Genomic DNA, 18,943 nt, shown 5'->3' with positions numbered 1-18,943 from the left:
TATGGCAAAAACATCACTGGAATCAGGAAAAACTGCACCTGAATTTTGCCTTCCGGACCAGGAAGGAAACCGGACGTGCCTTGAAAATCTCAGAGGAAAATGGGTAGTCCTGTACTTTTATCCAAGGGATAACACTCCGGGCTGCAGCCTGGAAGCAAAAAACTTCAGTTGTCTGAGAAAGGATTTCGAAGCCGAAGATGCGATAATTTTGGGAGTCAGCAGAGATAGTGAGGAATCTCACAGAAAATTCATAGAAAAGAAAGAGCTTAAAATAAAGCTGCTTTCCGACGAGAAGGCGGAAATCCACGAAAAGTATGACGTCCTGCATCCCAAATACTTCAGGGGCAAGGATGTTATAAGTGCTGTCAGGACAACTTTTCTTATCGACCCTGAAGGAAAAATTGTAAAGATATGGGATAACGTTAAAGCTGCAGGGCATGCTGAGAAAGTGCTTTCAGAACTGAAAAACATGAAAGAGAAGTGAAACGAGAATAAGTTATAAAAGTAAATGTCAGTAAAATTACACATATCAAAAATTGATAATGCGTGTAAAACTGTAAAACCTGAGCTTTAGTTATAACTGAAAAATTAGATTGAAAATAAAGATAAAAGAAATAAAAATAAAATGTCTAAAAAAAATGGCCTTATCTTAATTTTTAGTCCAGCCTTCCGAAAAAGATTAGCTGGTTAAGGCCCTTTCACAGCATTACACCGGAAAGGAGCTTTTCCAATCTTTTTTACTTAGTGACGTACTGCGGCCTCATGAGTCGGATACGTTTCAGCTCTTACAGTGAAATAGATCATATAAAGAGCTGCAAGCCCAACAATTATGTACACAATTCTCGAAAGAGTGCTTCCTACCCCGAAGATAGCATCTACAAGGTTAAAATCAAAGAGCCCTATAAGCCCCCAGTTTAATCCGCCCACTATAACAAGTATAAGTGCAATTAAGTCTACCGGATTTCTTACTGCCATAGGCATCACTCCCTTTTTGCTTCATTATTTTTCTATTTTATAATAAGTAGAAATATAAAAATCCAATTTTAAAATTGGATTTACTTGTATTTATATGTGACTAATTAAAAATTAGAGCCTCTTAGAAAAACAGAAAATAAGAAACGAATCATTATTTTGATACAGGAACTTTTTATAAATAGCAGCGTTGGATATTAAATAACATATTAAAAATAAAGTATGATAGGCCTATTCTCTCGTCGAATCTGGTGGGCGGTTCTTCACCTCCCGCCCAAATTAAATAACCTCTTCATGAAAGCCTATGGGCGAGTATCAGAGAGCACAAAACACACCAGATACTAAATATATAGAGATTACATAAAAAATTAAGTTTATAAATATTTTACCAGCTTTATAGTCAGAATTAGCTTGATATTCATTATCATATAGCTCAACATATAATCTGTAAGCTATTGATTTTCGATTCCAATTATCAATTAACACACAACAGGTGCCAACTAACATAATAAGAAAGCTAGTTTTCGTTGATAAATTAATAACCGTTGGATAACTCTTTATTATTAAGAAAGTAAGTATAATACCGTCAAGACCTATGAAATACTTATAATAATCGTTCATGCCGTCAAGATTTATGAGGGATTTATAATAATCATCTAAAGAAAAGTAATGCTGATTCATGCTTGTACACCGTATAAATTCCTTTCATAAAATAAAAAATATTAAGATAAATATTAACTTAATGCTTCAATGCGAATTATGTTTACCTGCTGATTGGTAGGTTTAAACGCCAGTCTATCTAAAGAAATAGATCCATTTCAAGCCATGTTTCTGGTAGCAGGTGAAACACTCCAATTATCTGGGGAAAAAGAAAGTTTAAGCTTTAATAAGCCTGTATACATATCGATAAAAGTTGGAATTTTAGTATACAACATAAACAAAAAAAGTTACAGAAACCATTTGGATAAAATCAAAAATTTTTACGAAATCGAATATTTTCAATATATGATTAGTGCCGAACTTTCTTTTACTATCATCACATATCAAACCACCAGACAAAAGTTATAATTAATGAGTGATTCTGTTCAGTTCAGTAAATAAGTGAACTACCCCTCCCTGCTTTCTGATGAAAGCGAGGAAGGGGCTTCTTGCTTCATCCCTCGAACTACCGTTCGCAAGTCCACAAGCTCATCCCCTACGTTCCATAGGTGTCAGATAACTATAAGATTTTGATCTTGAAGAGAGAACTTTTTGATATTGATTGCAGCATTTATGTCTCTGTCATGCTTTGTTTTGCAATCAGGACACGTCCACTCTCTAACATCAAGAGTTAGATTGGAATTGTGATACCCACAAACATTGCATAATTTAGAAGATGGCTCAAATCTTCCTATTCGTAAAATGGTTTTTCCCAACCATTCAGCTTTATACTCTAATTTTGTTACAAAACTACTCAACGAAGCATCTGAAATGGACTGAGCCAGACAATGATTTTTTACCATACCTTTAACATTCAGAGTTTCCAGCGCAATAGCTTGGTTCTCGCTAATCAGTCTAAAAGAGAGTTGATGCTGGAAATTATTTCTCTGATTGCTAATAGTTTCATGGATTTTTGAAAGATGCTGTCTAGCCTTATTCCTATTCTTAGAGCCTTTAACTTTTCTCGATACTCTTTTTTGGAGAACTTTCATTCTTTTTAGAGAATTTTTAAGGTATTTTGGATTTTCAACCTTTTCTCCATTTGATAGAACTGCAAAATCTTTGATGCCTGCATCAATACCTATTGTAGTTGATTCTGAAAAGTTCTGCTTTTCAGGAATATCTTTTTCATTATCTACAAGGATACTGATATAATATTTTCCTGTACTTGATCCTGAAATTGTTGCGGTTTTAAGTTTGCCTTCAAACCTTCTATAAAGTATGGTTTTAACTTCACCTATTTTAGGAAGCTTAATTATCTGCTTCTCAAAATCTACCGCATAATGTTGAGGCATTTGATATGATTGAACCGGATTTTTCTTAGATTTGAAATTGGGAAATCCGGATTTTTCTCTAAAGAATTTCGTAAATGCTGATTCTACATTTACCAAAGAGGCAAGTAAAGCCTGTGAATTAGCTTCTTTCAACCATTTGTTAGAAGGTTTTACTTCATGGACTAAAATGTGCTGTAAATCAAATCTTGATATTGGTTTCTTAGTTTGTTCATAAGTTTTTATCTTTTGTTCTAAAGCCCAGTTATAGACAAATCTACATGCACCAAAATGAACTTGTATCATTTCCTTTTGTTTTTTGCTAGGGTAGATTCGATATTTGTAGGCTTTTAACATACTATACATTATGCGTTTTAAAAAGATATATAGGTTTTGTTAAACTTAATATAGTGAAGTTGACGGCTTTCATCCCCCAACTGTCGCTTCGCTCCGAGGAAGGGGACTTCCCGCCTTAAAGTTAAATAAAAAATCTTGGGAAAAATGAGAAATTTTTAAAACTCAAAGACCTGCCCGTCGTATCCGAGAGGTAAAAACATTGATTCAATGCGATGCGGGCGGAAGAGATGGCTGAGGTGGGTCAGTACCACTTCTTTTGCATTAAGCTTTTGAGCAAGCGTCATAGCCTCTTCTGAGTTCATATGCTTCTTGATATGGATGTGAGGGGGAACGATGGCATCTGCAATAAGAAGATCAGGGTCTTTTATTAATTCCAGGCTTTTTTCAGGAATATCAGGACTCGTGTCCCCCGTAATTACAATTTTGGTGTTGCCCTCCCGGATAACAACTCCTGCAGGAGTTTCTACAGGGGGATGAGTAACCTTAAAAAGTGTGAATTGAAGCCCGATCAATTCAAAGGGTTCATAGAACTTTACGTAATGATACCTTGGTTTCAGGAAAGAAACATACTGGTCTATGTAGTCCAGGGTTTCTTGAACTCCATAAACATTAACTTTATTCTGAACCCTGTAAAATTCCCCGAAACCTGCATAATGGTCATAATGCCCATGTGTCCAGATTACGGCATCTACGCCAGAAAGCTTTTGCCTGAGAAACTGCTGCCTGAGATCGGGGCTGGTATCAATAAGGATTTTACCCTGACACGATTCCACAAGGATAGAAAAACGAAGGCGCTGGCTCTTTCCGCCCTCGCGGGCATCAGAGCATGCCGGGCAGTTACACCCGATTTTAGGGGTCCCTACCGCATCCCCGGTCCCAAGCAGAGTTAGTCTCATGAGGATTTCTTCCCTACGTACTCGTCGGACTTGAGGTCTGCCCTTTCATCAAAGGAATTTACTGCTTCCAGCAGGTCCTTCTGGGTAAGAACTTTGCGTTCCTCGAGAAGAGCACTAAGGACGGCTTCCCTGATAACCATGCGCAGGTCAGAACCCGAATAATTCTCTGTCAGGGCCGCAATCTCTGACGTATCAAAGTCACCTTCTATATGCCTGGTCACAATATCCAGGATATTTTTACGCATGTCAAGGTCAGGCAGAGGGAAATGAACAATTTCATCAAAACGTCTCCACGCCGCACTGTCAAGCATTCTGGGATGGTTCGTTGCAGCAATAAGAAGGACCCCATGTTCTACCAGACTGATTTCATCTATAGCTTTCAGGAGGGTATTGACTGCCCTTTTAATTGCAGCGTTTTCGTCCGAAGTCCTGGCTTTTGCAACAAAGTCCAGCTCATCTATGAAAAGAATGCAGGGGTTCAGTTTCTTTGCAAGCAGGAAAACGCGATCTATATTCTTTGCAGTCTCGCCAAGATACTGATCTGTAATCATTGAGAGCTTAACCTCAACAAAGGGAATGGAGAGCTGTTCTGAGAGTGCACGGGCAACTGAGGTTTTACCTGTGCCCGGAGGCCCGACAAACAGGAGCTTTCCTATATCGTGCAACCCTATCTCCCGCAGATATTCCCTGTGCTGAATGGCTTTCATGATTTTTTCAATTTCATCCTGCTGCTCTTCCGTGAGCACAAGATCTCTGACTTTCTGTTTTACGTCCTCAGGAGCGATAATGACAACGAGCTTAAGCATCTCCTCGCTCTTGTCTTCTTTCCTGATTTCAGCTATCAGGGATTCTATCCATTCTCTGTCGACTTCCTTTGGCCTGATCTTTGCTTTTGCTACTGCATAATTTGCAGCCTCGACCTTTCGGATCTCCCCGAAATAGTAGGCAAGGACAGGATTATTTTCGATTCTCTCCTGAGAACCTTCCTGTTTTTCAAACCATTCCGCGGCAAGTTCAAAAGCACTAAGGCGGAGTTCAAAGTGAGACCTATCAACACTTATGAAAGGTACATTCCTCACGGTTTTTTCAATATCTGTTATCCCATATAGTTTTTCGATTCTGACAAATGAAGCTATTATGGGCTTGGGAACTGTTTTTTCCACGCTGTTCCAGTAACTTTTGCGGATGTTTTTGGGAAGATCGTTAACATCCAGTTCTGAATAGCGGTTATAGATCTCTGCGGTAAGCAGTAGCTCTACGATGTCTAGTATAATGCCTGACATGTTTTTTACCCATTAGTACTTAGATTAGACCACTATCAAGTAGTGTGCATCCAAAGCAGAAAGTTCTTAAATCTTTTTTTAAGTTGCTAAACCTAGTAATGGGCTTTCTTTAAAGATATAATTTACGAAGCAGGAGACAGAACTCTACAGAAGGATAGAAAGCCGGTACAAGTGATAAGTTTATCTAGCAGAAAGGCTTTTCATTTACTCCATCCCTTCATGAAATTCAGAGTGCATTTGAGGAAAAAAATCTCTATAATCTTCAAATAACTCAGGTTTCTGGGAGGATCTTTGAAAAGTCTGGAAATGCAGCTCATTTCCATAAGCATACAGCTTCGGAGAATACTTATCCGTTTCTGGAATGCCTCGACTATTATAAAATAACTCATATATTAAAATTACTGTTATTCCGGAATGTTATTTCTGGAAATCTCTCTATCTAAGGAAAATCCAGAATTATCCCTAGAGAGGACCATTACATGAAAAGAGAACAACTCTATTCAGGGAAAGCAAAAACCATCTACAAGACAGATGATCTCGATACCCTTATCGCCGAATTCCGAAACAGCCTTACCGCATTCAATGGGGAAAAGAAAGGCGAGATGGAATTGAAGGGGTACTACAATGCTCAGATCTCAAAGAAAATTTTTGAAATGCTGGAAGCCAGCGGAGTCAAAACTCATTTTGTCAGTATGCTTTCCGATATTGATATGCTCGTGAAGAAAGTTGAAATCATTAAGATTGAGGTTATTGTCAGGAACATTGCCGCAGGCTCAATTACAAAGAAATACCCTGTAAAAGAGGGTACTGTTTTCGAGTCCCCGGTTCTGGTCTTTGATTTCAAAAGCGACGAGTACGGAGATCCCATGCTGAATGACGACATTGCTCTTGCGCTTGGCATTGCAACTCTCGAAGAACTTGCAACCCTCCGGAAACTTGCGCTCAGGATCAACGAACTTCTTGTGCCGTACCTTGACGAGAAAGGAATTCTGCTTCCTGACTTCAAGCTTGAGTTTGGAAGAAGAGGCGGAGAAATTATCCTTGCCGATGAAATTTCCTGCGATACCTGCCGTTTCTGGGACAAGAAAACCGGACAGTCCATGGACAAAGATGTCTTCAGGTTTAATAAAGGTGATATTTCCAAAGCCTATGAAGAAGTTGCCCGGCGCATAGTGCCCGAGATATTCGAATAATCCATAGGTCTAACCTGATAGGTTTAACCTTGAAAATAGGGGAACTTGAACAGGCCTGAAAAGGCTTTCAAGACCTTCCTATGAATTTAAGACCTTCCTATGAATTTTAATCAAGGAAGTAATTTTCTTTTAATGGCTCTATTTAATCTGTCTATTTTCCAATCTTTTTATTTTGTTTTGAATCCCTTAAATCTTGAAAAAAGAATCAAGCGTTTTCTGGAACCGGAAATCAGAAAGCAATTTTGCCTGCTGGATCCATTCAGTTTTTGGGGTCCTGACTCTGCCTGAAAGGTCCGAAATTGCGGCTTCCATGGATTCGAAGGTTTTAGGAGGATTTTGAAGAGCTTTTCTCATGCCCTCCCTGACAACCCAGACTCCAAGAGGAGCCCAGTAATCAGGAGTTATTTCCCTCAGTACAAAGACTGAAGCCTGTCTTTTAATTTCTGTCAGGTACTCGAGCACAGGAAGCCTTGCTGCATAGTAGCCTCCTGCCAGAGGAGAGTACCCTTTCTTTCCGTCAAGCCCTTCGCTGTCCTCTCCGATCCAGCTTGATTCCCCGGACCAGACTGTTTTGGGAAGCCAGATTTCAATAAGTTCGAAAGAATAAGCCCGAGGAAGGATAAGAACTTCAAAATGGTTTCCGAAATGAGTTCCGCTAAAGAGCTTAATGTCAGAAACCCAGGGGAAGTCCTTGATGCGATCTGAAAGTTCCTTTCCAGCCAGATCGTCAACAGCAGTGATAGACCACCGGGTAGGCACTATTTTTCGTTCTCTTCCGAGAAGGCCTATGGAAAAGAGGCGGGTAATGTGTTCAGTAGAAACGTCACTTTTAAAAAGTTCGGTGACAGCATCTTTTGCAAGGGCATCGGTATCGTAAACAAGGTAATCCACCTTTTTAGGGACATCCGGATTTTCGGCAAGCTCGAAGTTTTTCATGAGCCCTGAGGGACCCATAGGCGTGAGGACTGCATCGAACTTGAGTTCCTGTTTGGGTGCTTTAAAAAACCAGGCTTCAGTATCCACCGGCTTTCTGGAGAGAGCCAGTTCCTGAGCTTTTACAAGCAGGGGATTTTCTTTACTCCGTGCATCCTTTATATGCAGACTTGTATTTGCCCTGACCATACGGGAGCGCATGGAGATGATATCTTCTATCTGCATATTTCCCCAGGCTGAAGGATCTTCGAAAAGCAAAGCTTCGTTTTCCTTTGCTAAAGGAGGAATAAGAGGTCCCGCCGAAACCCTGGGGTAACCGTAACTTCCGACAAAAAGAGCCGGGGGAGATGCTCCAAAAACAGAATCTCCTGAAATTGCAGGAGAAATTGACTGCAAGGACTTGAACTTTTCAAGAATTGGGCAGCGAGGACGCCCGCAAAGTCCTTTTCCTTTACATTTGATGCACAGTGTGTCTTTCACTTTCCGTTCATATCCTTACAGATTATGCAGGCTTTAGCTTCAGGAGCGTTTCTGTACAGCCAGCCTGACTTCTGGACAAAACAGCATATACTGCACATACCCTTTACCTTTTCCTGAGAGGATAAACCGTCATTTAAAAGCACTGACGCGAATTTTCGGATTTCATTCTGGGTCTCTTCAGAGAAATCAACTTCAGCCCCGCGTTTTTCACTAACGTACTGAGATACTGCAGCTCTTGAGAGCTCAAGGATATCTGCTACATCCTGCTGTGTACATCCATGTTCAAAAATCATTGCTCTTGAGAGCTCAGCTCTGATTGCAGGCAAGACTTTCTGTACCATAATTTCGCATGTTGTTTTCATTGGAGACCAACACTTGAAGAGATAAAATATATAATGACGCACTTTTTGTATAGTTTTTCGCCGGGACTCATGTTCCAGTCAACACACCCGGAAGAAGATGCATGCTATCGGAAAAACTGGCAAAAAGATACGTACAACTCTGAATCTATAAGCTTGTATTCCTGTTTTCAGGCTCTAGAGTTCCGGTGGGGGACGGATTCAGAGTTTAATTTTTGATTTGTTCAGCAGAGAAACCCTTTTCCATGAGGACTTCTTTCATGCGGGTCAGATGGTTACCCTGAAGTTCTACAGTATTTCCTTTTACTGTACCGCCGCATGCAAACTTTGATTTCAGGTAAGTGGACAGTTCGTGAAGATCGATCTCACTTGCATCGAAACCTTCTACAACAGTAACTTCCTTACCATATCTTCTTCTGTTAACTTTAACAGTTATTCTCTGTTGCTCTTTTGCAACCTCTTCGCATATGCAAAGTTCTTTTGGAAGCCCGCATACCGGGCACATTCCGCTGCTCATTTGTTAGTATGTCCTCCAAATTTGTAATCATTGTATATGTAATTTACATCCGAAAGTATCTAAGTAGATATAAAGTACTTATCAATGATGGTATTAAAGCCTAATGGTATTTTTCAGGCACTTTATACTGAATTTCGACTATAAGCAAAAATCCTCAATAATATAAAAAGCCAACCGGAGCTTTGTATTTTTTTTATTCTTTGCGTTTTAAGTAAATGATTTACAGAGATAGGAAATAATTCATATATTAAATAATATAATTTAACAGGTTTGTATAAAGAATGGAAACAATCTACAAAAAAATCAAAAATTCGGGTGCATGTAACATCAAGAAGAAGAAATCCCGGAAGACCCGGGTTCAATAAGACCCCGAAAATTTGTGTTTTTGCCGGAAAAAGCATTTTTCAGCCAGCAAAAAGCTAAATATATCTTGAACCCCATCTTTTTATATAATCTGTATAGTCACATATTTAGGTACTTTTAATATATAAATATAACTATATAATAATATCAAAAAGTAAGTATATCCGGGAGGTACCCTATGAACGAGTTAATAGGTTTTGTAAATGGAAACAATGTAAGGCAAAAAGTGCTCTCTCTGCTCGCCTCAAAAGGGGAAATGGAAGGGAAACGTATCTCTAAAACTCTTCGGGTAGTATATCCTACTATAGCAAAAACTCTCGAGGAACTTGAAGAAAAAGAGCTTATCGCAAAAAAAGAAGAGATTTACTTCCTGACAGAAACCGGAACCAAAATAGAAAAGATGGTTCAGCAGATTTAATTTTTCATTAATTCTCATTTCAAATTTAATTTTTTACCTGAAGATAGATTTTTAGATTGTCTACAGTCTTTTTTAGGTCAGATTTCAAATTCTGTAAAGAACCTGTTTTCCTGGAGATATCGTTTGAATTAACCGATCCTCTTTCTTCTAGCTCGATAAGTAACTTGAATTTGTTTACTGTCAGTTGCCTGAAAGAAAATATTGAAAATTGAGTACTATATCAGGAGTAAACCTAAACATGGTGATTGAAACAGGAACACTGGCCGTCTGCAGGTAAAGTGTTTGCAGGTACTTATTCCTGAAAAACTTTTCATTCAGATTTAAAGAAATATTTATCTAACCCCTATCCCTTTATGTCCGCATAGTCTAGTTAATCTGTTAACACTACATTCAAGTCCCTGAAAATTCAGGGAATTATAAAAAACTGAAGCTTCGGTATCCAAATGAGGCTTAAGAATCAGAGGCAAGGCAATGTTACCTGAAGAAGACCTGAAGATCATTAAAAAAGAACTCGGGCGAGAGCCTACCCTTGTAGAACAGGGCTGTTTTTTAAATCTATGGAGTGAGCACTGCTCCTACCGTTCAAGCGCTCCTCTCCTGAAAACCTTCACAACCACGGGAGAAAACGTGCTTATCGGTCCCGGAGATGATGCTGCAATCATTAAATTCGAAGACGGATATGTGCTTGCTATAGGCATGGAAAGCCACAACCACCCTTCATATGTAGATCCGTATAACGGGGCAGCTACCGGTGTGGGAGGCATAGTAAGAGATATAATATCAATGGGAGCCCGTCCGATAGCCCTTATGGATCCGCTCTATTTCGGACCTCTGGACACCCCGAAAAATCTATTCCTTTTCGAGCAGATAACAAAAGGAATAGCAGGGTATGGGAACTGTATAGGAGTACCCGTTGTCAATGGCGAGACTTTTTTTGACAGAAGATATAGCGGAAACCCGCTGGTGAATGTTGTTGCAGTCGGGCTCTGTAAAGAAGAAAACGTTACGACCTCCCGCTCCCAGAAGGCCGGAAACAAGCTTGTTCTTACAGGTTCAAGTACAGGGAAAGACGGACTCGGCGGAGCTTCGTTTGCTTCCAGGGACCTTTCGGAATCAGCCGAAGCCGAAGACCGCCCGAGCGTCCAGGTCGGAGACCCCTATACTGAAAAGCTTGTTATAGAAATGACCCTGGAAGCCATAGAAAAAGGATATGTAAAATCCTGCAAAGACCTTGGAGCTGCAGGGCTCGGTGGGGCAAGCTCGGAACTGGCTGCCAAAGGAGGACTTGGAGCCCGCATTATTGCAGACGCAGTCCCGCAACGCGAACCCAATATGAACGCTTACGAGATCCTGCTTGCCGAATCCCAGGAACGCATGCTCTTTGAGGTAGCCCCTGAAGATGTCGATGCAGTCCTTGACCTGGCGCAGAAGTATGACCTGAATGGAGCTGTGGTCGGATATCTCACAGAAGAACCCAATTATACAGTTGAGTTCAGAGGAGAAATCGTAGCCGATATCCCGATAGGTTTCCTGACAGGAGGAGCCCCTACCTGCGAAAAGCCTTCAGAAGCTCCCACACGCAGGGAAGAAAGCAAAAAACCGGAAACCCCGAAAGACCTGAAAGCAGCCTTCCTGAAAGTCCTGTCCTCATACAATATCGCCTCAAAGGAATGGATCTACAGGCAGTATGACCATGAAGTTCAGCTAAGGACTGTTGTAAAACCCGGGGAAGATTCAGGAGTGCTCAGAATTACCGATACTAAAGGAATTGCACTTTCCTGCGGTTGCCAGCCCAGAGCAACCCTTCTTGACCCTTACACAGGGGGAAAGACTGCAATTATCGAAAATGCCATGAACCTTGCAGTAAAAGGTGCGGAAGGACTGGCTATTGTAAACTGCCTTAACTTTGGAAACCCGGAGCACCCTGAAACTTACTGGCAGTTCAAAAACGCCGTACTAGGGCTTGGGGATGCAGCAAGGGAGCTATCAATCCCGGTTGTAGGAGGAAATGTTTCCCTGTATAATGAGAGTGACGAATTCAAGACCGCTATTCCCCCGACCCCTTCCATAGGAATGGTAGGTAAAGTTGATCTCGAAACTCCTCTCCCTTCAGGCTTCTTTGCAAAAGCCGGAGACAGCATCATCCTTGTAGGACAAACAGTCCCCGAAATGGGAGGTTCGGAATACTATGCCTGCATGGGAGCTGGCAATGCCGGAAAAGTTCCTGAAGTCCCGAAAAATGCCCCTGAAATTATAAAAGCCATAATTAAAGCCATTAAAAGCGGAAAATTGAGTTCTGCACACGACCTTTCCCTCGGAGGGATTGGAGCAGGGCTTGCAAGGATGTGCAGAAACCTGGGCGGAGAGGTAGACTTTAGCGAAATTGTCGGCGAAACGAAAGCAGACGAACTCCTGTTCTCAGAAACCCCGGCAAGAGCACTGCTTGCTACAGCCGAACCTGAAGCAGTGCAGGAAATTCTTAAAGGTGTGCCCCATACCGTGATAGGTAAGGTTGGAGGCGACACCCTTGAGATCAGAGGCAGGGATTTAGAGCTTTCCCTCTCTTTAGGAGAAATCAAAGAGGCATACGGCAGCCTTACCAGATTTATGATGGGATGACTACTTCATCCCTACTTTCTTAATCAGTGCTCTTTTTAACTCGCAACATACCTTTTTAGTCCGTTATATTCACTTAATTGAAAACCGATTTTCAGGGCTAAGAAATGTATTCTTATAGCCTGGTTAGCGTTTCCACTATATTTATCTCTTTTTTACTCTTAATTGCCTGCTGGTTTGTAGTTGTTGTTTTCTTACCTGACAGATCGGCCCCGACCTGGTGCGGCGCAGGGACAGAAAAACTGAAAAATTATCCTCTCCGGTTCCGGAATAGATAAAACAATTAATCAAAGATTGGTTTTTTTGATGTGATCAATAATTCCGTTACAGGTAAGAAAACAAAAGAAACAATAGTTTTTAGTAGGTTTCCACACAAGATTATTTTGTTATGAAAGCTGTTTGTATGTGTTTGGGAGTGCATCTTCCTTACAGTCCAAAATGGTACTGGCCTGTAGAGGGTTTTTTCGGGGTGCCTGAAATGGACCGGTATTTTGACCGGAATCAGATTTTTTCAAGACTTTTAAAAACAGGTAGAGAGTTTTTACACCTTAATGACCATTTTATGGAGTCAATTGAGAGGGGAGGGAGCTATGCATTCGATCTTTCAGGTCCTTTCCTTGAACAGTGCAGGTGGGACCCTGAACTGCTTGAGTCATTCAGGGAACTCGCAGAAAGCAGAAAGGTGGAGTTTACAGGGAGCTGCAATTACCATTCTCTGAGCGCCCTTTATCCTGACCTTTCCTGGTTCAGGGAAGAAGTAACAATTTACAGGGAAATGTTAAGGGAACTTTTAGGAGTATACCCCGATACTTTCGTGAATACGGAGCTCCTTTACACGCAAAGAGTAGGAGACACACTTGCAGGTATGGGTTTCAGGTGCCTTATTGCCGAAGGGTCAAGAAATATTCTGGATGGATACGATCCAGTCCGCGTTTTTGAAAACCAGCTTCCGATCCTTCTCAGGCATATAAACCTCAGCGAAGATCTCGAACTGCGCTTTTCGGAAAAAAGCTGGGAAGGCTATCCTTTGATTCCGGATAAATTCGCAGACTGGATTGCAGGCATTGAAGGAGACGTTTTGACACTTTACTTAAATTATACAAGCCTCTGCCTTCATCACAGGAACAAGAGCATGATAGCTGATTTTATACGGGCTTTTCCGGAAGCCCTGAAGAGCCGGGGCATTGAAATGATCAAACCTTCGGAAGCGATAAGCAGGTTCGGTTCTTTGAGACTTCCGACCCTCGGGACCGAACAGACAATCCGTTATGGAATGCACAATGCCGTAGGAAATCACGCACAGCAACTCTATCTGAGGGAGCTTGTAAGGGTAGGGGAAGATCTTGCGGAAATTAAAGAAAAAAGGAGCTATCAGAGGCTGAAACAGGTCTTTGGCTATCTTCAGCAGAGTGAAATCCTTTTCTCAATGGGCCCTGGAAACACCCGTGAAGGGTATGAAAGAGCTGTGAACTATTATTCCATTCTCTCGGACTTAAGAAGAGCTGTTCTGGAGGAAGGGGTATGACCTCTCTTTGCATGTATTTTCAGGTTCATCAGCCTTTCAGACTGCGCAGGTTCTGGCCTGATGACAGATCCGGCTTTTTCCGCTATTTTGATGAAAGAAGCAACAGAGAGATCTTTGAAAGAGTAGCACAGAAATGCTATATTCCTGCGAACAGGACTCTTCTTGAATCCCTTGAAGAACATAAGGGAGAATTCATGTTTTCTCTTTCAATTACCGGCACCCTGCTTGAACAATGCGAACTCTGGGGAAAAGACGTGCTGGAGAGTTTCCGTCAGCTTGCAGAAACAGGGGCTGTAGAGATCCTGGAAGAAACTTTTTACCACTCCCTCTCAAGCCTTTTTGAAGACAAAACAGAGTTTGTCGAAGAAGTGAAGGAACATAGAAAAATGGTTTCCGATCTCCTTGGAGTTAAACCTCAGGTCTTTCGAAACACAGAACTACTCTACAATAACACCATAGCAAAGATCGTTTCCAATCTGGGTTATAAGGCAATTCTTACGGAAGGCGCGGATCATATGCTTGAAGGGAGGTCTCCTAACGTACTTTACAAAGCAAAAAATTCAGGGTTACCCATTCTTTTCAGGAATTACAAATTAAGCGACGATATAGGATACCGCTTCTCTGCAAGGTGGTGGGAAGGTTATCCTCTGACTGCTGAAAAATGGGCTTCTTGGGCTGCAGGAGTTAAGGAAGATTGTATTAATATCTTTATGGACTACGAAACTTTTGGAGAACACCAGTGGAGAGAAACCGGAATTTTTGATTTTATGGAAAAACTGCCTGCAGAAGTTCTTAAACAAGATCTGGAGTTCAGCACTCCTGTAGAGCTTACCAGAAAGTATTCACCTGTAGCTGAGATCGATGTTGGAGACTTCTCAACGATTTCCTGGGCTGATATGGAGCGCGATACCAGCGCATGGCTCGGAAACGATATGCAACGGCGTTGTTTTGAGGAAATAAAACTGCTTGAACCTTTTGTGAAAAAGACAGAAGATCCCGAAATCCTGAGGATATGGAAGCATCTTTTGACTTCGGACCACTACTACTATATGTGTACCAAGTGGCTTGGGGACGGAGATGTGCATTCTTATTTCAGTGTTCATTCCACACCTTTCGAGGCAGCAGTCAATTTCATGGCTGTACTTATGGACTTCAAAGCTCAGGTGTTCAAAAAACTAAATAGAATGGCTTAAGAAAATATATACGTACAGAATATGCGCACAGATCGGTAGGAGTTTGAGTCGTATGGTCAGGGACTTATGCATGTTTGCAGGATTCAATGAAGATTCGCGAATTGTATGGTTCAAGATTACTTATTCGAAAGAGCCTGGTTCTTTATCCTTAATAACTGATTTTCTTGAAAAAGAAAACGCGTTCATTAAGTTCGGGCACATTGACAATATCACACATGACAAAGGAGAATACTCAATATTTACGGAACTTAAGAAAGATGTAGATATTGAGGATCTTGCCCGAAAAATCGAAGGACTGGAAGTTGTAAGCACAGTGGAACACGGAATCTCGGAATTCGGCATGATTTACTCCGTTGACTTCCCCCTGAACGTAATAGGAGTAAGAGGAGTTATGGCAAGAGCACTCACAATTGTTGACATTATCAAGACCCTTAACCAGAGTGTGCCGCATGCGGAAGGGCTTCTTACCCTGTCCGGACTGCGTGGAGGGAGCCATGCCGCAAAATATTTCAAGAGTATTATGCCTATTAATGACAGCAACTTCGCAAGCATGCTTGCAGAACTCTATAGAGCTGTGGGCTGGGGAATCCTGGAAATTGACTGCGATCCCGAAACATATGAAGGGAAAATCGTTGTAAAAGACTCGTTTATAGCCGATGTTTACGGGGGTTCGGACCAGCCGGTCTGTGCCTTCATGAGCGGCTATTTTGCGGGTTACCTGACCGAATATTTCGGGAAGAACATAAGTGTAAGGGAAGTCAGCTGTAAAGCCACTGGGAAAAGTGTCTGCGAACACATAATCTCACTGGCTCCCACCAACACTAACCAGGAACATCAGCTCAGAGGGGAGATTAAGTGATCAAACAACCTAACGTCGTTCTGGGGAATGACGAGCTGCTTGTGACAATGGGGAGAAAAGGAGAAATTTTAGGCTTATTTTATCCCCGCAGAGACCATGCCCAGCATGTAGAAGAATCCCTTGCCTGCATCCATACAGGAGAAAGACTTCTCTGGACAAACGACAATGAGTGGCACTCAATTCAGAACTATATAGAGGACACCAATATCGTATCCACGAAACTTTACCATGATTCCGGGATAAGGATCTCTATTCTTGACCTTGTGCATCCTGATGTCCCTGTCCTTATTCGCAGATTTAAAGTTCAGTCCCAGCAGAAGATTTCCGGGAAGTTTTTCTACTACTCAAACTTCGATGTCGGAGAAACCTCCAAGAAAAACTCGGGTTTTTGCGATTCCGAGGCCCGCCTGCTTGCGCAGTACTGGCAGGATTATTATATAGGGATCTACGCCCTGCCGGAGTTTACTGAGTGGCAGGTCGGAAAGGCAATGGACACTATCTGGTGGACAAACTCCAAATATGATATGGAAGACGGAAAGCTTCAGCGGAATAAAGAAGACATCGGAAACATCAATAACGCTGCAGGCTGGGATCTAGAGCTTGAGGCTGACGAGTCAAACGAATTTGTCATCTTTATAGGAGCCGCATCTTCCCGGAGCCTCCTGTATAAAAGGATGCGTGAGTTGTCCAAACTGCCTCTGGAACAGATCTTTGAGAAGACACGGGAATACTGGGTTATGTGGCTGTCGAAAAAACATGTACTTAAAATGCCAGGAATCGAAGGATACAATAATCTGCGTCAGGAGCTGTTCAATGCTTATAACCGGGCTCTTCTCATGCTTTACCTCCTGAACGACCGTGAATACGGATCTTTCGTAGCTGCTCCGGAGTTTGACTCCAATTTCGAGAAATGCGGAGGGTATGGATTTTGCTGGAACAGAGATACTTCGGAACTGGTGCTTGCCCTCAAGCATTCCGGATATCCCGAATATTGCGACAGATTTTTTAAGTGGTGCATCCGGACCCAGCTGCCTGACGGTTCCTGGTTTCAGAGGTACTGGCTCAACGGAGACATAGCCCCTTCCTGGGGGAATTTTGACTATTCAACGCAGATCGATGAGACCGGGTCCACACTTCATGCCATGGATGTGTACTACAGGATTCTTGAAGGGCTTAAAAAAGTCGAGTTTCTGGAAGAAGTATGGGTCTCAGTACTCAGGGCTGCCGAGTATCTGATGAAGCGGACCAAATCCGGCTTGCACGAAAGTTGTATGGATCTGTGGGAGACTTATTACGGAATCTTCACGTACACCAATTCCTCTATATATGCAGGGCTTATGGGTGCCTCCCATCTTGCAGAAGAAAACGGTGAGTCCGGAATGGCAAGGCGCTGGAAGAAAAGGGCTGAGTTCATCAAACAGGCTACAATTGACCGCTTCTGGCTTCAGGAAGGTTACTTTGCAAAAGGAATCATTCATGAAAAGCTTGACAAAACGCTTGATGCAAGTGTTCTGGGTGCTTATATTCCCTTTGGAATGATCTCTCCAAAAGATCCTGTAGAAAGGGATATGATCCTTTTCCTGATAGAAAATATCCAGAAAAAGCTCTCGATTCCCATCAACACAGGTTATGGAATCAAGCGTTATGAAAATGACACGTACATTGACGGAAATCCCTGGGTAGTAACAACTCTCTGGCTCTCAGAAGTGATGTTTGCTTTTGTTCTAGATCTTCCCAACGGAAAAGAAGGACCATATGCCGAAGAAGTGAAAAAATTGACCGATGAAGGAATTAAATTCCTTAGATGGGCACTTGCGGGAGCAACAAGCACAGGGCTCCTCCCTGAACAGGTAGATAAATCTACAGGCAAACCAGCCTGGGCAATTCCTCTTGGCTGGAGCAGTTCTCTTATGCTTGACAATATTATCCTCTTCGATAAAATTTGTAGAAGAAACGCAGGAAGTCACGAGTAAGACTGTAAAAAAACAAACGCTGGAAAAATCAAATTGCGGGCGGCCACCCTAAAGGATGGGGTATGCTTCGGGCCGCCCGCCCGGTTGTTCTGGTAATTAGAAATCATCAAGTCTTCTTTGCTTGGATCTCATGAACCTATGCAATCGAGACTCTTCACTCGGTTTTCCTTGCGATTCTTTAATGTAATGCTTAATTGTATCAGCAGTTACGTTTCCAACGGATCGATAGAACTTTCCACTTGACCATAGATTTCCACCCCAATATCGTTTTTTAAGATCAGGATGAAGCTTGAATAAGCTGTAAGAACTACCTCCTTTCAAATACTGAATTACCTCTGACAGAGAATTACTTGGATGAAATTCAAGAAACAAATGAACATGATCATCTACTACTTCCATTGCATGTATTTTGTAGCCATTTTTAGCACAAATTATACTGAGAATCAACTCGCAATCCTTTTTAATTCTCTTATTGTAGAATATATTGTATCGATACTTAGGCACCAACACGATGTGGTAAGTAATCTGACCATAGCCATGGCTAAAACTGCGTAATTCCAACTTATATCACATCCTAGCCAAAGGTGGCTGGCACCACCTCTGGTTATGGTGCCAAAAAAACCTTATTTTACAAAAAAAGTGAGGATTTAGATAATTAAAGTGAAAAAACGAAGAGGCGAGGGTTCACTTCATCCCCGACCTGAAGGACGGGGTATTCGTGACCCTCTGCGCTCCATTAGTAATAAAATTAAGAAGCCTGAGGTTGCTTAGTTCTTACATGCGCGATTTTCGAGTCACTTTGTATATCACGGCTTACGCGATTGAGACGAGAAATCAATCGCGTTAAACCTGTAAATATCTAAAATGTATATTTAACTACAGCGTCTATTGTTTTTGATATTTGTTTTTGATATGTCTATTGTTTGTGACTTTGCACCTTAAGCGTGTAAGTCCTAAACTATTATTCATGGGAAATAGGTATCCTTGATGAGGACAGAATCAAGAGAAATATGCCTAGTAAAACAATTTTTAAAAT

The 18,943-nt window shown here is 41.6% G+C and carries 16 protein-coding genes; 8 read left to right on the top strand and 8 right to left on the bottom strand.

Features of this window, described 5'->3' with window-relative positions; translation table 11 throughout:
* The first annotated feature begins 1 nt into the window (after position 1).
* The gene (locus MSHOH_RS02875) at positions 2-484 is read left to right on the top strand and encodes a peroxiredoxin (RefSeq protein WP_048137214.1); all 483 of its coding nucleotides are present in this window, start codon (positions 2-4) and stop codon (positions 482-484) included.
* A 257-nt stretch (positions 485-741) separates the two neighbouring features.
* Here the strand turns inward: MSHOH_RS02875 and MSHOH_RS02870 are convergent, their stop codons facing one another.
* From MSHOH_RS02870 to MSHOH_RS02845, 4 genes are all read right to left on the bottom strand, one after another.
* The gene (locus MSHOH_RS02870; protein ID WP_048137212.1) at positions 742-975 is read right to left on the bottom strand and encodes a DUF378 domain-containing protein; all 234 of its coding nucleotides are present in this window, start codon (positions 973-975) and stop codon (positions 742-744) included.
* 1,208 nt (positions 976-2,183) lie between these two features.
* Complete coding sequence (gene tnpB / locus MSHOH_RS02855) at positions 2,184-3,299, bottom strand: IS200/IS605 family element RNA-guided endonuclease TnpB (RefSeq protein ID WP_048143078.1); 1,116 nt, start codon at positions 3,297-3,299, stop codon at positions 2,184-2,186.
* Between the two features lie 155 nt (positions 3,300-3,454).
* Entirely contained in the window at positions 3,455-4,195 is a 741-nt protein-coding gene (locus MSHOH_RS02850) for an MBL fold metallo-hydrolase (RefSeq protein ID WP_048137208.1), read from the bottom strand.
* Positions 4,192-5,478, bottom strand: a complete 1,287-nt coding sequence (locus MSHOH_RS02845) for an ATP-binding protein (protein WP_048137207.1) — start codon at positions 5,476-5,478, stop codon at positions 4,192-4,194. Before MSHOH_RS02845 ends, MSHOH_RS02850 begins: the two co-directional genes overlap by 4 nt.
* Positions 5,479-5,957: 479 nt before the next feature.
* Here MSHOH_RS02845 and purC point away from each other — a divergent pair, with 479 nt between their 5' ends.
* Entirely contained in the window at positions 5,958-6,671 is a 714-nt protein-coding gene (purC, locus tag MSHOH_RS02835; protein WP_048137204.1) for a phosphoribosylaminoimidazolesuccinocarboxamide synthase, read from the top strand.
* A 186-nt stretch (positions 6,672-6,857) separates the two neighbouring features.
* On the opposite strand, the gene MSHOH_RS02830 is transcribed toward purC, so the two are convergent.
* From MSHOH_RS02830 to yciH, 3 genes are all read right to left on the bottom strand, one after another.
* Positions 6,858-8,084 (bottom strand): Nre family DNA repair protein, encoded by a 1,227-nt coding sequence (locus MSHOH_RS02830; protein WP_048137203.1) that lies wholly within the window; start codon positions 8,082-8,084, stop codon positions 6,858-6,860.
* The gene (locus tag MSHOH_RS02825; protein ID WP_048137201.1) at positions 8,081-8,446 is read right to left on the bottom strand and encodes a transcriptional regulator; all 366 of its coding nucleotides are present in this window, start codon (positions 8,444-8,446) and stop codon (positions 8,081-8,083) included. Before MSHOH_RS02825 ends, MSHOH_RS02830 begins: the two co-directional genes overlap by 4 nt.
* A 205-nt stretch (positions 8,447-8,651) precedes the next feature.
* Positions 8,652-8,960, bottom strand: a complete 309-nt coding sequence (yciH, locus tag MSHOH_RS02820) for a stress response translation initiation inhibitor YciH (RefSeq protein WP_011032808.1) — start codon at positions 8,958-8,960, stop codon at positions 8,652-8,654.
* Positions 8,961-9,501: 541 nt separating this feature from the next.
* On the opposite strand from yciH, the gene MSHOH_RS02815 reads away from it, so the two are divergent.
* The 6 genes from MSHOH_RS02815 (at position 9,502) to MSHOH_RS02790 (ending at position 17,907) form a co-directional block, all read left to right on the top strand.
* Positions 9,502-9,741: a helix-turn-helix domain-containing protein gene (locus MSHOH_RS02815; protein ID WP_048137199.1), complete on the top strand. Its 240-nt coding sequence runs from the start codon at positions 9,502-9,504 to the stop codon at positions 9,739-9,741.
* A gap of 471 nt (positions 9,742-10,212) precedes the next feature.
* Positions 10,213-12,360 (top strand): phosphoribosylformylglycinamidine synthase subunit PurL, encoded by a 2,148-nt coding sequence (purL, locus tag MSHOH_RS02810; protein WP_048137197.1) that lies wholly within the window; start codon positions 10,213-10,215, stop codon positions 12,358-12,360.
* Between the two features lie 385 nt (positions 12,361-12,745).
* Positions 12,746-13,882, top strand: a complete 1,137-nt coding sequence (locus MSHOH_RS02805) for a glycoside hydrolase family 57 protein (RefSeq protein ID WP_048137195.1) — start codon at positions 12,746-12,748, stop codon at positions 13,880-13,882.
* Positions 13,879-15,075 carry a glycoside hydrolase family 57 protein gene (locus tag MSHOH_RS02800; RefSeq protein WP_048137192.1) on the top strand — a complete coding sequence of 399 codons (1,197 nt, stop codon included), beginning with the start codon at positions 13,879-13,881 and terminating at the stop codon, positions 15,073-15,075. Before MSHOH_RS02805 ends, MSHOH_RS02800 begins: the two co-directional genes overlap by 4 nt.
* A gap of 52 nt (positions 15,076-15,127) precedes the next feature.
* Entirely contained in the window at positions 15,128-15,934 is an 807-nt protein-coding gene (locus tag MSHOH_RS02795) for a V4R domain-containing protein (protein ID WP_048137188.1), read from the top strand.
* The gene (locus tag MSHOH_RS02790; RefSeq protein ID WP_048137186.1) at positions 15,931-17,907 is read left to right on the top strand and encodes a glycoside hydrolase family 15 protein; all 1,977 of its coding nucleotides are present in this window, start codon (positions 15,931-15,933) and stop codon (positions 17,905-17,907) included. Before MSHOH_RS02795 ends, MSHOH_RS02790 begins: the two co-directional genes overlap by 4 nt.
* A 96-nt stretch (positions 17,908-18,003) precedes the next feature.
* On the opposite strand, the gene tnpA is transcribed toward MSHOH_RS02790, so the two are convergent.
* Complete coding sequence (tnpA, locus tag MSHOH_RS02785) at positions 18,004-18,468, bottom strand: IS200/IS605 family transposase (protein WP_048137183.1); 465 nt, start codon at positions 18,466-18,468, stop codon at positions 18,004-18,006.
* Between the last annotated feature and the right edge of the window lie 475 nt (positions 18,469-18,943).

It is taken from the genome of Methanosarcina horonobensis HB-1 = JCM 15518, from assembly GCF_000970285.1.
Classification (GTDB): Archaea; Halobacteriota; Methanosarcinia; order Methanosarcinales; family Methanosarcinaceae; genus Methanosarcina; species Methanosarcina horonobensis.
The sequence above is the reverse complement of the archived record's forward strand: the minus strand, read 5'-3'. Positions and strand labels throughout refer to the sequence as shown.

Bases quoted from the DNA above. Each gene is read 5' to 3' on its own strand.
- MSHOH_RS02825 (WP_048137201.1), bottom strand. From the start codon at position 8,446: ATGAAAACAACATGCGAAATTATGGTACAGAAAGTCTTGCCTGCAATC.
- MSHOH_RS02800 (WP_048137192.1), top strand. From the start codon at position 13,879: ATGACCTCTCTTTGCATGTATTTTCAGGTTCATCAGCCTTTCAGACTG.
- MSHOH_RS02815 (WP_048137199.1), top strand. From the start codon at position 9,502: ATGAACGAGTTAATAGGTTTTGTAAATGGAAACAATGTAAGGCAAAAA.
- MSHOH_RS02845 (WP_048137207.1), bottom strand. From the start codon at position 5,478: ATGTCAGGCATTATACTAGACATCGTAGAGCTACTGCTTACCGCAGAG.
- MSHOH_RS02875 (WP_048137214.1), top strand. From the start codon at position 2: ATGGCAAAAACATCACTGGAATCAGGAAAAACTGCACCTGAATTTTGC.
- MSHOH_RS02850 (WP_048137208.1), bottom strand. From the start codon at position 4,195: ATGAGACTAACTCTGCTTGGGACCGGGGATGCGGTAGGGACCCCTAAA.
- purL (WP_048137197.1), top strand. From the start codon at position 10,213: ATGTTACCTGAAGAAGACCTGAAGATCATTAAAAAAGAACTCGGGCGA.
- yciH (WP_011032808.1), bottom strand. From the start codon at position 8,960: ATGAGCAGCGGAATGTGCCCGGTATGCGGGCTTCCAAAAGAACTTTGC.
- MSHOH_RS02795 (WP_048137188.1), top strand. From the start codon at position 15,128: ATGGTCAGGGACTTATGCATGTTTGCAGGATTCAATGAAGATTCGCGA.
- purC (WP_048137204.1), top strand. From the start codon at position 5,958: ATGAAAAGAGAACAACTCTATTCAGGGAAAGCAAAAACCATCTACAAG.
- MSHOH_RS02805 (WP_048137195.1), top strand. From the start codon at position 12,746: ATGAAAGCTGTTTGTATGTGTTTGGGAGTGCATCTTCCTTACAGTCCA.
- tnpB (WP_048143078.1), bottom strand. From the start codon at position 3,299: ATGTTAAAAGCCTACAAATATCGAATCTACCCTAGCAAAAAACAAAAG.
- MSHOH_RS02870 (WP_048137212.1), bottom strand. From the start codon at position 975: ATGGCAGTAAGAAATCCGGTAGACTTAATTGCACTTATACTTGTTATA.